The sequence below is a fragment of the Halobium salinum genome (genome assembly GCF_026586625.1).
GTDB lineage: Archaea > Halobacteriota > Halobacteria > Halobacteriales > Haloferacaceae > Halobium > Halobium salinum.
In genome coordinates this window covers 145,711-160,015 of sequence record NZ_JAODIW010000005.1, presented here as the reverse complement: position 1 = coordinate 160,015, position 14,305 = coordinate 145,711, and the positions used below count along the sequence as shown (strand labels likewise).

Annotated in this window: 12 protein-coding genes and 1 pseudogene; 2 read left to right on the top strand and 11 right to left on the bottom strand. The window is 68.6% G+C overall.

The annotated features are described in order from the left end of the window. Positions 1–156 precede the first annotated feature (156 nt). A complete protein-coding gene (locus tag N5095_RS02180) occupies positions 157–1,092 on the bottom strand; it encodes an ABC transporter permease (RefSeq protein ID WP_267620583.1) in 936 nt (311 codons plus the stop codon). Between the two features lie 178 nt (positions 1,093–1,270). Between N5095_RS02180 and N5095_RS02175 the strand changes: the two genes are divergently transcribed. Then, on the top strand, positions 1,271–2,065 hold the full coding sequence (locus N5095_RS02175) for an ATP-binding cassette domain-containing protein (protein ID WP_267620581.1): 795 nt from the start codon (positions 1,271–1,273) through the stop codon (positions 2,063–2,065). A 23-nt stretch (positions 2,066–2,088) separates the two neighbouring features. On the opposite strand, the gene N5095_RS02170 is transcribed toward N5095_RS02175, so the two are convergent. From N5095_RS02170 to N5095_RS02160, 4 genes and pseudogenes are all read right to left on the bottom strand, one after another. Continuing rightward, the gene (locus N5095_RS02170; RefSeq protein ID WP_267620579.1) at positions 2,089–2,895 is read right to left on the bottom strand and encodes an SDR family NAD(P)-dependent oxidoreductase; all 807 of its coding nucleotides are present in this window, start codon (positions 2,893–2,895) and stop codon (positions 2,089–2,091) included. A gap of 178 nt (positions 2,896–3,073) precedes the next feature. Then, positions 3,074–4,168 (bottom strand): substrate-binding domain-containing protein, encoded by a 1,095-nt coding sequence (locus N5095_RS02165; protein WP_267620576.1) that lies wholly within the window; start codon positions 4,166–4,168, stop codon positions 3,074–3,076. 147 nt (positions 4,169–4,315) lie between these two features. Further along, positions 4,316–4,450, bottom strand: a pseudogene (locus N5095_RS22460) (cell division control protein Cdc6); the annotation flags it as partial. Positions 4,451–4,612: 162 nt separating this feature from the next. Beyond that, entirely contained in the window at positions 4,613–5,833 is a 1,221-nt protein-coding gene (locus tag N5095_RS02160) for an enolase C-terminal domain-like protein (RefSeq protein WP_267620573.1), read from the bottom strand. 195 nt (positions 5,834–6,028) lie between these two features. On the opposite strand from N5095_RS02160, the gene dgoD reads away from it, so the two are divergent. Further along, a complete protein-coding gene (gene dgoD, locus N5095_RS02155) occupies positions 6,029–7,177 on the top strand; it encodes a galactonate dehydratase (protein ID WP_267621069.1) in 1,149 nt (382 codons plus the stop codon). Positions 7,178–7,354: 177 nt separating this feature from the next. Here dgoD and xacF read toward each other — a convergent pair whose 3' ends face one another. The 6 genes from xacF to ilvC form a co-directional block, all read right to left on the bottom strand. Then, positions 7,355–8,806, bottom strand: coding sequence for a 2,5-dioxovalerate dehydrogenase (gene xacF / locus N5095_RS02150; protein ID WP_267620571.1), 1,452 nt, complete (start codon positions 8,804–8,806; stop codon positions 7,355–7,357). Positions 8,807–9,026: 220 nt separating this feature from the next. Further along, positions 9,027–10,058, bottom strand: coding sequence for a 2-hydroxyacid dehydrogenase (locus tag N5095_RS02145; protein WP_267620569.1), 1,032 nt, complete (start codon positions 10,056–10,058; stop codon positions 9,027–9,029). Next, positions 10,055–11,599 (bottom strand): FGGY-family carbohydrate kinase, encoded by a 1,545-nt coding sequence (locus N5095_RS02140; protein WP_267620567.1) that lies wholly within the window; start codon positions 11,597–11,599, stop codon positions 10,055–10,057. The genes N5095_RS02145 and N5095_RS02140 overlap by 4 nt, the downstream gene beginning before the upstream one ends. Continuing rightward, a complete protein-coding gene (fba, locus tag N5095_RS02135; RefSeq protein ID WP_267620566.1) occupies positions 11,596–12,609 on the bottom strand; it encodes a class II fructose-bisphosphate aldolase in 1,014 nt (337 codons plus the stop codon). The genes N5095_RS02140 and fba overlap by 4 nt, the downstream gene beginning before the upstream one ends. A gap of 169 nt (positions 12,610–12,778) precedes the next feature. Then, complete coding sequence (locus N5095_RS02130; RefSeq protein WP_267620564.1) at positions 12,779–12,991, bottom strand: hypothetical protein; 213 nt, start codon at positions 12,989–12,991, stop codon at positions 12,779–12,781. A 142-nt stretch (positions 12,992–13,133) separates the two neighbouring features. Further along, on the bottom strand, positions 13,134–14,171 hold the full coding sequence (gene ilvC / locus N5095_RS02125; RefSeq protein ID WP_267620562.1) for a ketol-acid reductoisomerase: 1,038 nt from the start codon (positions 14,169–14,171) through the stop codon (positions 13,134–13,136). Between the last annotated feature and the right edge of the window lie 134 nt (positions 14,172–14,305).

Here is a 14,305-nt window from a genome sequence, read left to right as displayed (position 1 = left end):
TCGCCCCGAGAACAGCCGCTGTGAGACCACCTCCAGTGGCCGGAGCGTGTGTTCGGCGAAGAAGCCGACGCGGAAGGCCGCTCCGACCAGTTGAGTTCTTGAAACGTGGTGTCGGTCTTCGGCGGTTCGAGCGCGCCCCGTCCGTCCTCGTTGCCCTCAGTCCCGACCGAGAACGTTCGCCAGGACCGCGAGCATCAGGACGATCCCCTGCGCGACGAGCTGTCCCGCCGGGTCGACGCCCAGCAAGTTCAACCCGTTCTGGAGGACGCCGAGGATGAGGACGCCGACGAGCGTTCCGACCATGTTGCCGGAGCCGCCGAACAGGTCGGCCCCGCCGAGGATGACCGCGGCGATCGGTGGGAGCAGGAGTCCGGCGCCCATCGTCGGAACTGCGCTCCCGATCCGTCCGAGTGTGACCAGGCCGGCGACGGCCGCGAACAACGACGAGATTACGAGCGTCCCCATCCGCACCGTCATCACGTCGATGCCCATTCGCTCGGCAGCCGTTCGATCCCCGCCGACGGCGTAAATGTAGAGCCCGAACCGGGTGTACGAGAGCAGCAGTTGCGAGAGGACGAGCAACACGGCGAAGACGATGACGATGCTCGGGAATCCGAAGACGCGCGACCCGCCGACGCCGGTGAGGGAGGCCGGGAGGCCGATGATCGGTCGGTTCCCCGAGACGATGAGGCCGAGACCGTCCGCGAGAAAGAGGACGGCCAACGTCGTCATGAACGACGGGACGCCGAACCGGGCGGTCACGTACCCCGAGAGCGTTCCGAACGCCGCGGCCAGGAGCAGGCCGCCGAGGATGGCCGCCGGGACCGGGAGGGCCGAGCCCTCGAAGAGTCGCGCCCCGACGGCTAGCGTCGCCATCGTCAGCCCGGCGACCTCCATCACCTGTGCGATGCTCAGATCGATCTCCGCACAGAGGATCGGGAACGTCACTCCGATAGCCATGATGCCGATTATCGACACCTGCTGGAGGACGTTCACCTGGTTCTGGACCGTGAGAAACCGGTCGTTGAGGAGCGTAAACGCGACGTACAGCCCGATCAACCCGATGACCGGCCCGTACCGACTCAGCTCCATCAGCGTTAGTCGACGCCTCACGACGCTCACGTCGACGGCCGAGGACGACATTAGCGTGGCTTATCTCGGGAGCGATATTATAACTTTGGGGACTGTCACCACTCCGCGAGCGCCAGGGGGAGCGCTCGTCGTCGTTCCCGTGCGAAGGTTTTTGCTACCACGTCATGGATGCCCACACATGGACGAGGGAACGCAGGGTCACGACCCCATCGTGGTGATGGAGGACATAACGAAGCGGTACGGGGAGGTCGTGGCGCTGGAGGACGTGACGCTGGAGCTCCGTCGCAACGAGGTGCTGGCGCTCGCCGGCGACAACGGCGCCGGCAAGTCCACGCTGATCAAGTGTCTCGCCGGCGCCGTCCGACCGGACGACGGCACGATTCGCGTCGACGGCGAGGTCGTCGAGATGGACTCCCCTCGGACCGCCAAGCGCCTCGGCATCGAGACCACGTTTCAGGACCTCGCCGTCGCCGGCAACCTCACCGTCACGCAGAACGTCTTCCTCGGTCGCGAGCGGGCCTCCGGTCCGGGTGGGCTGTTCGGAATACTCGACAAGAGCTCCATGCGACGGCGTGCGCGCGAACTCCTCGAGGAGCTGGAGATCGGCGTCGACGTCGAAGAGAAGGTGTCGAACCTCTCGGGCGGCGAACGGCAGCTCGTCAGCATCTCCCGAACGCTGCTCTCCGACCCGAAGATCGTCATCATGGACGAACCGACGAGTGCGCTCTCGGTCGAGGGCGCCGAGCGAGTGCTCGACCTCATCGACCGAATGCAGGCACAGGGCATCTCTATCATCCTCATCTCACACAACCTCGACCACATCCGCCGGGCGGCCGACCGGGTCCAGATCCTGCATCAGGGAACCGACGCCGGCGTCCTCGACGGAGCCACCGTCACGCAGGACGAGATCGTCAAGCGCATGGTCGCGGGAAAGCCGTCGAGCGAAGACGAGCGGCACGCTGCCGTCGACTGAGCGCGTCCGTCGAGCACCGGTCGTCACTGCAGGTTGCCGCCGCCGCTGACCCTGACGACGTCCCCGACGACGTACGAGGCCCGGTCGCTGGCCAGCCAGAGCACCGCATCCGCCAGGTCCTCGGGTCGACCGAGCCGGCCGAGGGGTCGCTTCTCGCCGCGAGCCCGGAGTATCTCCTCGGCCGTCCGCTCGGGGTCGGTCGTCGCCTCCTGTTCGGCCTCGTATCGGGTCTGAGCCGTCTCGGTCACGTCCGTCGAGACTGCGTTCATCCTGATGCCGTGCTCGGCGAGCTCCTGTGCCATCCGCCACGTCAGGCCGTTGATGGACGCCTTGGAGATGCCGTAGAGGCCGAACGGTCCTGTTCGGCGGTCCCCGGCCTGACTCGTCACGTTGACGATGCAGCCGTCTTCCCCCCGGTCGATCATGTGCGCGGCGACGAGCTTCGATGCGTAGTACTGTGCCCGGACGTTGACGTCCATCGTGCGGTCCCACTGGTCGAGTTCGGATTCGACGAGCGACTCCTCGTTCGGCCAGACCGCGGCGTTGTTGACCAGGAGGTCGATACCGTCGAACGCGTCGACGGCGTGGTCGACGAGCGCCTCGACCTGTGCCGGCTCGCCCACGTCGGCCGCGACGCCGACCACCGCACCGTCCCCGCGCTCGTCCAACTCGGCGGCGACGGAGTCGACTTCGGACTCGTCCGGGGCGTTGACGGCGACGTTCGCGTCCGCGTCGGCCAGCGCCTCCGCGATACCGCGCCCGATTCCCGTCGTCGACCCGGTGACGATGGCCGACTCCCCTCGATAGTCGTACTTGGTGTGTCCAACCATGACACGTCTCACGTCGAATCACGTCGAGAAGAGCGCACCGGTGTACGACGGCTCGGCTCCCCGTCCCCGACCGAGAGGTGTCCGAGCGCCGATCGCTGGTCCGGCGGCTCGAACCCGGTCGGCGGGTATCCGCCCACCGATAACCCGGCTGCTCGGCGGGTATCCGACGGCGCGCCGGTCACCCGAAGTACTGGTCGAGGTAATCCGACGCGTTCTCCTGTGTGACCTCGAGCCCGTCGACCACGATGGTGTCCTCGACGTCCTCCCCGGCGAGGTGGGCCTTCCCTCTCTCGATTCCCGTGTTCACCATGTCCTCCGGAAGCTGGGCGAGCGTTCCGTAGTACTGGTTGTCGGAGAACCGTTCCACCCACGCCTCCGTCCCGTCGATCCCGGTTATCGGGACGGACATGTTCGCGTTCTGGAGCGCCTGATGTGCGCCGAGAGCCATCAGGTCGTTCTGACAGAACACGCCGTCGATCTCGTCGCCGTACTGCGTGATGAAGTCCTCCATGACGCTCAGCGCGTCCTGCGTGGAGAACTCCCCCGTCTGGCTGGCCAGTCTCTGCAGGCTGTCGTTTTCGTCGACGGCCTGCTGGAACCCCTGTCCGCGTTCGTTGGTGACGCTCGCCCCGGGCGTACCTTCGAGTTGGACGACGCTGTACGAGTCGGCGTCGGAACTCCCTTCCATGAACCGAAGGCAGAGCTCCGTCGACCGCTGCCCGAGCTGCACGTTGTCCGAGGCGACGTACGTGATCGTCTCTCCTTCGGCGACGTTGCGGTCGATGGCGACGACCGGGATGTCGGCTTCGTTGGCCTGCCTGATGGCGTTGATCACGCCTTCGGCCGTGATGGCGGAGATCATCAGGAGGTCCACCTCGTTCGAGATGGCGGTTTCGACGTCCGAAACCTGCGTGCTCTGGTTGTTACCGGCGTCGTAGAACGTCGAACTGTCGGCGATGTTCCCCTGATTTTTCGCCTCGTTGAACGCGTTCTGCATCCGTGCGAAGAACGTGAACTCGAGCGACGGGACGGAGAGAGCCACCGACGGCGTGGAACCCGACCCCGACGCCGTTTCGTCCCCGCCGGCCGTCTCGTTACCGCCGGCCGTCGTATCGGAGTCGCCCGACGCCGTCCCGTTCCCGTCGGCGGTCGTTTCGCCGCTTCCCGTCGTGGTCGCTTCGCCGTCTCCGTCGCCGGTACACCCCGCGAGCAGTCCCGCCGAGACGATGGCGCCGCCGTGGATAAACTGGCGTCTGTCTACGTCGCGTGTCATACGTTCACTTGTATCTATTCGCCGACTCAAAGAGGTGTCGGTGGATAGGCAGTACAGATCGTCCCTCAGTCGCATCTCGGGAGCAGCGAGGGGTGCTCGCACGTGTTCGGTCGTGACTGTCCGCCGTCGGTTACCCATCCGACACGCTCAGAGCGATTTCGGGGCCCACATCGGGCGGTGTTCGAGATAACTCCCCTGTCTACGACCGCCGCCGGTGTGGTGACTCTCGGTGACACCGAGGAACGCCTGCTCCTCGAGGAGGCGGCAGACGCGGTCCTGCGTGGTGAATTCCTCCCGGGCGTCATCGACGGACCGTTGGACGCGGGGGTCGACCGACGTCCGACCGACGTTCGATGCCCGATTGGTGGACGGGACGCGCGCGACCTCGACCGCAGGTCGAAGAAGCACCGCCACCATCCCCGGTCGTCGACCACCCCACCCGACCTACCAGATGGGTTTGTTCGGCAACCAGTCGGTCCGATCGGCCATGGCGTCGGCGTACTCGGCGGCCATGGAGTCGACACTCGAGTACGCGAGTACGTCCTCCTCCCGGTACTGTTCGTGGAGCCGCTCGAGTTCGTCCTCGTCGATACGGACCCCCAGTCCGGGGGCGTCCGTCGGGTCGATAGTCCCACCTTCGAACTCGAACGGCGACTCGATCACGTCGTCGGCCATCCACGGGTAGTGGGTGTCACAGGCGTACCGGACGGTCGGCATCGCGCAGGCGACGTGGGCCATGGCCGCCATCGACACGCCGAGGTGGGAGTTCGAGTGCATCCCGACGCCGAGGTCGAGCGTCCGAGCTACGTGGTCCAGGCGCATGTTCCCCGACAGCCCGCCCCAGTAGTGGTGGTCGCTGAGGATGACGTCGACGGCCCCCGTCTCGACGGCGGGCGCGACGTGGTCGAACTCGGTGACGAACATGTTGGTCGCGACCGGGTAGTCCACGTTACGCTTGAGCCGCGCGTGGGCGTTCATCGACACGACCGGGTCCTCGAGGAACTCGACGCGGAAGTCCCCCTCGCGCATCTCCCGGGCGAGCCGCGTCGCGGTCCCGACGGACCACGCCCCGTTGGGGTCGAGCCGCAGTGGGGTGTCCGGGCCGAACTCCTCGCCGAGCAGCCGCAGCGTCTCGAGTTCCGCGTCGGGCTCCAGCACGCCGCCCTTCACCTTGATGGTCTCGAACCCGCCCCGGTCGACGAACTCGCGGGCCTCCTCGACCATCGCCTCCGGCGACAGCACCTCCCCCGGGGAAATCGCCGCGGTGTCCGGGTCCGAGTCGGCGTACTTGTAGAACAGGTACGCGGAGAACTCGGCGCGCTCCCGGACCTTCCCCCCGAGGAGGTTGTAGACGGGTTCGCCGACCACGCGGCCGATGAGGTCGTACAGAGCGGTGTCGATCGCGCCGTACGCCATGTCGTCGCCGAGTTTGTACCGGAGGCGTCTGGACTCGTAGGGGTTCATCCCCTCGACGAGGTCGCGTGCGCCTTCGAGCGCGTCGATGACGGCCTCGTCGCCGTAGGTCTCGCCGACGCCGACCTCCCCGTCGGCGGTCGTGAGTCGGACGACCGTGCGTGCGGCCAGTTCGCTGTGTGCTCCCCACGAGTTTCGGAGCGGCGGCTCCCGGTGGGCGACCGGGATGACCTCCATGTCAGTAATCCGCATGACGACTCTCTACTCCTCCCGACACGTCAATGTATGGGTGGGACCGTCGGTCCGTTCGGTCGGGGAGGGTGAGGGTGTGAGGCCGGTCGGTGGATGCGAAACCCACCGGTCCCTTCCGGAGCACCACCGGGTCGGGGCCGTCGGGCGGACCAATACTTATTACGGGCTCACCGCCAGATGAGAGGGACAGAGACCATGGAGATCGTCGACTACGAACTGTTCGAGGTTCCACCACGCTGGCTCTTCCTGCGCGTCGAAACGTCGGATGGAACGGTCGGGTGGGGGGAACCGATCGTCGAGGGACGCGCCCGAACTGTCCGGGCCGCCGTGGCGGAGCTGATGGACTCGTACCTGCTGGGAGCGGACCCGACCCGCATCGAGGACCACTGGCAGACGATGTACCGCGGCGGGTTCTATCGGGGCGGGCCGATTCTCATGAGTGCCATCGCCGGTATCGACCAGGCCCTCTGGGACATCAAAGGGAAACGGCTCGACGTTCCGGTCCACGAACTGCTCGGCGGGAAGGCCCGCGACCGGATTCGCGTGTACCAGTGGATCGGCGGTGACCGTCCCGCCGACGTCGGGGCGGCCGCAGCCGAGCAGGTGGAGGCAGGGTTCACCGCGCTGAAGATGAACGCGACGCCCGAACTGCGCCGAATCGACACGCCACGGGCGGTCCAGGACGCGGTCGACCGCATCGCACAGGTGCGCGACGCGGTCGGCGCGGAAGTCGACATCGGGGTGGACTTCCACGGTCGCGTGGCGAAGTCGATGGCGAAACGGCTCGTCGAAGCGCTCGAGCCGTACGACCCGTTCTTCGTCGAAGAACCGGTTCTCCCCGAACACAACGACGCCCTGCCGGCGATCGCGGAACACACGTCGGCCCCCATCGCGACCGGTGAGCGGATGTACTCGCGCTGGGACTTCAAGGAGGTCTTCGAGCAGGGGGCCGTCGACGTCGTCCAGCCGGACCTCTCACACGCCGGCGGCATCACCGAGGTGAAGAAGATCGCCGACATGGCCGAAGCGTACGACGTCGCACTCGCACCGCACTGCCCGCTCGGACCGGTCGCGCTGGCGTCGTGTCTCCAGGTCGACGCCTGCTCCCCGAACGCGCTCATCCAGGAGCAGAGTCTCGACATCCACTACAACGAGACAAGCGACGTCCTCGACTACCTCGCGGACGCGAGCGTGTTCGAGTACGAGGACGGCTTCGTCGACATCCCCGACGGCCCGGGTCTCGGTATCGACGTCGACGAATCACACGTACGAGCACAGTCCGGCGACGTCGACTGGCACAACCCCGTCTGGCGCCACGACGACGGGAGCGTCGCCGAGTGGTAGGGCGCGTTCTCACGCTGTGTGTCCACGTACGGGTAGATATCGACGACGTGGCGGCGACAGCGTGCCACCGCATCCGCCGTGTTGTTCCCTCCTCCTGTCCCCCCTCTCGTCTCTTCGCCCGACGACATCGGACCGGTGCGAAAGCGGAAGGAGACGCGGGGAGACGCAGCAGTCGGTTCAGTAGTTGATGTACCGGGTCTTGGTCGTCGTGTAGAAGTCGAGGCCGGCGTCGCCCTGCTCGCGATAGGTTTCGCTCGACGAGGCCTTCATCCCGCCGAAGGGAACGTGGAGTTCGAGTCCGGTGGTCTTCTCGTTGACCTTGATGACGCCCGCGTCGACGCGGTCGCCGAAGCGCTCCGCCTCGCCGAGGCTGTCGGTGACGACGCTGGCCGCGAGACCGAACTCGGTGTCGTTGGCTACGTCGACCGCCTCCTCGAAGCTCCCGACCGGGATGACCCCGACCACCGGCCCGAATATCTCCTCCTGTGCGATGCGCATCTCCGAGTCGACGTCGGAGAACACCGTCGGCTCCACGTAGTGGCCGGTCTCGTGGCGCGGTTCGGCGGGCACCCCGCCGCCGGTCTCGAGCGTCGCCCCCTCCGACTCGCCGACCTCGACGTAGTCGAGGGTGCTTTCGCGCTCGTCGGCGCTGACCTGTGGCCCCATCCCGTAGCCGTCGAGGCCCGGGCCGAGCTCCTTCGACTCCGCCTCCTCGACGAGCGCGTCGACGAACTCGTCGTAGACGTCCGTGTGAACGATAGCACGGGAGGTGGCCGTACAGGCCTGTCCGGTGACGCCGAAGGCGCCGTCCGCGACGATACGCGCCGCTTCCGCGGGGTCGGCGCTGGGCATCACGGCGGTCGGGTTCTTCCCACCCATCTCGAGTTGGACGCGTTTGCCGGTTGCAGCCGCGGTCTCGCCGACCTGCGAGCCCACGCTCGAACTCCCGGTGAAGGAGACGGCGTCCACGTCCTCGTGCTCGGTGATGGTCGAGCCGACGACCGACCCGGAGCCGGTCAGGACGTTGAGGACGCCGTCGGGCAGGCCCGCCTCGGCGAGACAGTCGGTGAGTTCCCGAGCGACCGTCGGTGCCATCGAGGCCGGCTTGAGGACGACCGTGTTGCCCGCGGCGAGCGCGGGCGCGAGCTTCCAGGTCGGGATGGCGATGGGGTAGTTCCACGGCGTGATGAGTCCGACCGTCCCGAGCGGTTCGACGGAGGTTCGAAGGGTCGTCTCCGCCGAACTCGACGCCTTCACGTCGCCGCCGAGGTCGCGTGCCTTCTCGGCGTAGTAGTAGAGGATGTCCACCGCACGTCCGACCTCGCCGCGAGCCTCCGGGAGCGCCTTCCCCTCCTCGCGGGTCAGCGTCTCGGTGACCGCCTCGGAGCGCTCGTCGAGCAGCGCCGCCGCGCGCCGGAGGACGGCCCCTCGTTCCGGCCCGGGCGTCGACGCCCACGCCTCCTGTGCGTCGACGGCCGCCTCGATCGCTCTCTCGGTCTCCTCGACCGTCACCTTCGGGAACTCGGCGACCACGTCGTCCGGGTTCGCCGGGTTCCGGACCGCGAACGTCTCGCCCGAGTCGGAGTCGACCCACTCGCCGTCACAGTAGTAGCTGTGTGCTTGCGGCATACGATAGTCGCTCTCTGAGCCAACTATTAGACTCTACTCTTCACCGAGAATTTCGCGGTTCCCGTAGTCGAGGCGCCCCCGACGGGTCGAAGGGCTGACGACCGGACGGTGTACCGAGACGCTCGAAACGGCTATCCCGCCGGAAGCGGGGCTCTCGCTGCTCCGGGCCTCGGCCGTCTCCTCTTCTGTTCTTCTTCCTCCTCTCGACCGACCGGAGGCGTCACCCGACGACGTGTTCGGGCGTCTCGCCGTCGATGTAGTCGTCGAGTTGGGCGGCGATGATGCGGGGCCCGCCGAGCACCGCGTCCCGGGTCGACCCGGCGACGTGCGGGGTCAGGACGACCTCGTCGCGGTCGAACAGCGGGTGGTCCGCGGGCAGCGGCTCCTCCCGGAACACGTCCAGCGCCGCGCCGCCGAGCTCGCCGTCCTCGAGCGCCTCGACCAGGGCCGCCTCGTCGACGAGGCCGCCCCGGGCGGTGTTGATCAGGTACGCCGAGGGTTTCATCCGCTCGAACTCCTCGCGGCCCATCATCCCCTCCGTGTCGCTCGAGAGGCGAACGTGGAGCGTCACGGCGTCGGACTCCGCCAGCAGGGTCTCCAGGTCGGCCGGCTCCGGGCCCAGTTCGCGGACATCCTCGTCGTCGACGAACGGGTCGTACGCCAGAATCTCGGGCTCGAACCCGGCGAGCCGGCGGGCGACCCCCCGCCCGATGTGGCCGAAGCCGACGATTCCGACCGTCGTCGTCCGGACGTCCGGCGGGAGCCGGTCGGGGTCGAACACCTGGCTCCACTCCCCCGAGGAGAGCTCCGCGTGGTTGAACGGAATCTCCCGCAGCCGCGAGAGCAGCATCGAGACGGCGTAGTCGGCGACGGCGTCGCGGTTGCGTCCCGGCGCGTGGAGTACGGTGACGCCGTTGTCCGCGGCGGCCTCGACGTCGACGTTCTCGGTGCCGCCGCGGGCGGCGGCGACGACTTCGAGCGAGTCCGCCCCCTCGATGAGCTCCCGGGAGACGGGCGCCTTGTGGACGACCAGCGCGTCGGCCCCGTCGAGCTTCGCGGCGATGGCGTCGGTGTCGTAGCTCCCCGGTCCGGCCGACTCCATGTCCATCGTCACGTTCCGGAACTCGGCGGGCGAGGCGTCGCCCATCCAGTCCATCCGGTCGAACGTCACGCCCCGCTCCTCGAGCCGCCCAAGCGCCTCGTACATGTACTCGCTCGGCTGTTGTGGGTCCCCGCAGAGTAGTACCTTCATCCGCTTCGACCCTCCCGCCTGAACGCCTTGAGCGTTTCCCAGGGGGCTTCCATCCCGTCGGCGGCCTGGTCGAACGCTTCGGAGACGCGTCGGTAGGCGGCGGCCGCCGCCGGGTTCGGCTCGTACGACCGGGCGGTCCCGACCGCCCGCTCGACCGCCGTCGCCGCGTCCGGGTAGACGCCCGCGGCCGTTCCCCCGCACAGCGCCGCCCCGAGCGCGCCGGTCTCACGCGCGTCCGGGACCGTCACCGGGGTGTCGGCGACGTCGGCGAACAGTCCCGACCAGGCGTCGCTCTGTGCGCCCCCGCCGGTCAGTCGAATCGTCCCGATATCGGGTGCGAGGGTGTCGAGCGCACCCGCTTGGGTGATGGCGACCCCCTCGTAGATGGCTCGCAGCATGTGCGCGCTCGTGTGCGAGAGCCGGAGCCCGTAGAACCCGCCGGCGCTGTTCGGGGCGTCCGTCGACCCCTGCAGAAACGGGTGGAAGACGAGCCCCTCCGCGCCCGGGTCGACCCCGGCGACCGCTTCCTCGTACACCTCGTAGGGGTCGACGTCGCGCTTCTTTGCCTCCCGACGCCAGTCGCCGCCGCACTGCTCGACGAACCAGTCGACGCAGGCCGCCCCCGCCCTGATTCCCCGATACCGGTACCAGCCGTCGAGGTATCGACGGGGGAGGCCGCCCTCGCCGTCGGCCGGCGAGTCGAGCACCGCGACGCTCTGGCCCCACGTCCCGAGGATGGCGAGCCCGTCGCCCGGCTCGACGAGTCCCGCGCCGAAGGTGCAGGCGCCGACGTCCTGTAGCCCGGCGGCGACGGGGGTCCCCTCGGGGAGCCCGGTGTCGGCCGCGGCCTCGGCCGTCACCGCCCCGCAGGACTCGGTGCTGGGGACGACCGGCGGCAACGCGTCGAACGCCGCCTCGACGCCGAGCGCGTCGAACGCCTCCCGGTCGTACTCGGCGTCGGGACCGTAGAAGACGCTCCCCTCGGTCGGGTCCGTGCCACGTTCGCCGGTGAGGCGGTGGGTCAGCACGTCCTTGCAGAACAGGAGCGTGTCGAGGCGGTCGTACGTCGCCGGCTCGTTGGCCCGAAGCCACACGAGGAGGCTCAGCGGGTCTGCCCCGAACGGCTCCCAGCCGAGGCGGTCGACGGCGCGCTCGCGGCCCACCTCGGTACAGTGTTCGTCGAGGGCGTCGAGCGCCCGGCTATCGGTGGACTTGATTCCACAGACCGGCTCGCCCGCCGCGTCCACCCCGTAGAGACCGTGACCGTGGCCGGCGACGCCGACGCCGGCGACCGCGTCGGTCGGAACGTCGTCGCTCCCGACGACCGCCGCGACGGTCTCCGCGACGACCGCCCACAGGCGGTCGTGGTCCTGCTCCTCGCGGTCGGCCGACTCGCCGGCCGTCCCGTCGGGTTCCGTGGCGGGATTCGACCCCGGCGTCGACCGCGACGCGGCCGCGAGTTCGGTCCCATCGGTGTCGTAAGCGGCCACCGTGACGTTGGTGAGTCCGGCGTCGATGCCGACGAGCACGTCGCCCGTCATCGGTTCGCTCGGTTCGACCGAAGCGACTCGCCGGCGCTCCCGGTGAGTTCGCACAGCCCGGTCATCACGTCGGCGATTCGGTCCCGGGCCGCGTTCGAGACGACGTGCGGGTGGAAGTACGTCTTGTCAGGCGCCCAGTCGCTGCCGGCGAAGAAGCTCGCCCGGTCGTCGGCGACGCCGTCGGGGGGTCGGACCGCGTCGGCGTGTTCGTGATAGAAGTCCGCGGCGGTCCGCGCGTACTCGTACTGGTACCGGGTGTTCTTGTTGAACTTGACGACGCCCGCGTCGAGGAGCGCCGCCAACTGCTCGTCCGCGAGCCCCGAGGCGCCGTGGACGACGAGAAACGCGTCCACCCCGGCGTCGGCGAGCGCCCGCCCGATGTCGGCCGCGATGTCCGGCCGAACGTCGAGGTCGCGCCCGGAGGCGACGCCGTGCTGGGTGCCGACCGACACCGCGAGGAGGTCACAGCCCGTCCGCTCGACGAACTCGACGGCGTCGTCCGGGTCGGTGTAGAACGCCTCGTCGTCCGGCGTCTCCGTGCTCCCCTCGACGCCGGCGATGCGGCCCAACTCGGCCTCGACGAGCACCGCCTCGTCGGCGCGCTCGACGGCCTCCCGGGTGAGTTCGACGTTGCGCTCGAACGGCTCGGCGGAGGCGTCGACCATCACCGAGTCGGGGACGCCCGAGTCGAGACACGCCGTCAGGAAGTCGTCGTCCTCGGGGAGGTGGACGTGGTCGACGTTGCAGAAGACTTCGACGTCGAAGCGCGCCGCGAAGGCGTCGAGACAGCCGCCGAAGACGCGGATTCCGACCGCCGGGTCGCCGTCGCCGAAGAACGCCGCCTCCTCGCGTCCGAGCTGAACGACGAGGTCCGAGTCGGCGCGGTCGCTCCCCCGGAGCAGGCCGACGAGCACGTCGAAGTGGGTGACGTTGCTGGCGAAGAATCCGTAGCCGCCCTCCCGGGCCCGCTCGTACAGCCCCCGGAGATCGACACCCGCGTGGTGTGACATACGCTACCTGACCGAACACCGCCGATTAATTCTATCGGAACGGTACGGGGTCGTCGTGGGGTCGGACCGGCGAGACGCCCGCGGTGGGCGCCGCCGGCAACGACCGTGGCGGTGGCCCCGACTCGGTTCGAGTTGGTCGTGACTCGCCTCGGGGTACTCGTGACTCGCCTCAGGTCGGGCGCGACGACGTCGGCGTCCCGTCGTCGCCGTCCCCGTCGTCCCCGCCGCCGAGGTCGTACTCCTCCTCGAAGCGGCGTCGAATTGAGACGACCGACTCCTCCTCGGTCCCCTGGGCGGTGGTCTCGTACTCCGCCAGCGCCGCGACGACCGTCTGCGCCTCGCCCCGCGACAACTCGATATCGTTCGTGTCGGTGATGTCCATCGTGAACCCTCCGTCGGTCCGACGGCCGCCTCGCCCATAGTTCGTGTGGCTGTCATCCACACTCGCATCCCACGTGCACTCTACGTGCACGTGCACTCGACCCCACGTTCACGGTCACATACGGCGTCGACGTCGAGCCGCGTTACGTCTCCCGGAGCCCGAACGCGTCGAGCGTCGCCTGCTCGGTCTCGACGAACTCGCTCCCCTCGTACCGCCGGCGGAGGCGTTCCAGACGGGAGTCCTCGGACTCCTGCTCTCTGGTCCACTCCTCGGCGAACGCCCCGGAGTCGATGGCTTCGAGTCGCTCGCGCATGAACTCGCGAATCGGCTCGCGGTCGAACGCCTCCAGCCCGAGTAACTGGCCGTACTGGCTCGTCCGCGAGTGGAGGTCCATCTGTCCGATCAGCCCCTCGGTCGCGCACTTCTCGAAGATGTGGGCCATCTCGCGGGAGAGGTACGACTCGAGCAGCGTCACCTCGGGCGGGACGCCCGCCTCGGACTCCACTTCGAAACGGGCGAGCAGTGCGGCGGCGAACACCGGAAAGAGCCCCTGCTCGCTCAGGAGGTCCGTGCGCGTCTCCGTCTCGAAGTCGGTCTCGACGACGCCCGAACGCATGCTCCCGATTCCGGCCGCAATCGCGAGCGCCCGGGCTTTCGCCTCGCCCGTGGCGTCCCGGTGGACGGCAAGCAGCGCGGGGGCGCCCCGGCCCTCCTCGTACAGTTCGCGGACGACCGCCCCGATCATGCGCGGGGCGACCAGCACGACGTCGACCGCGGGGTCGACCTCGATGTAGTCGTACGTGACGTTGTAGCCGGAGGCGAACACGAGCGTGTCGCCGGCGTCGAGATTCGGTCCGACCGTCCGTTCGTACACCTCGGGCTGGACCTCGTCGGGGACGAGAAAGAGCACGATGTCCGCCCGGGCCGTCGCCTCGGCCATGGGGTAGGCGTCGAACCCGTCCTCACGAGCCCGCTCCCGGGAGTCGTCCGCGCGGTTCCCGACCACGACGTCGAGCCCCTCGTCGCGCATGTTCAGCGCCTGTGAGCGGCCCTGGTTCCCGTAGCCGAGGACGGCTATCGTCCTGCCGTCCAGCGGGTCCAGGCTCGCGTCGCTCTCGTGGTAGACGGTCGCCGTCGTCTCGGCCGCGTCGCTGTCTTCGCTGTCGTCCGTCGGCTCCATGCCCGACGATGTACGGCGACCGACTAAGCGTTTGCTCGACTCGGCCCGGTTCGGCAAGACTCACCGTGCGCTCGCTCGGGCGGGCCGGACCAGGGAGGCGAGACACGCTGCCGGAGACAGAACTAAGCGGCCGC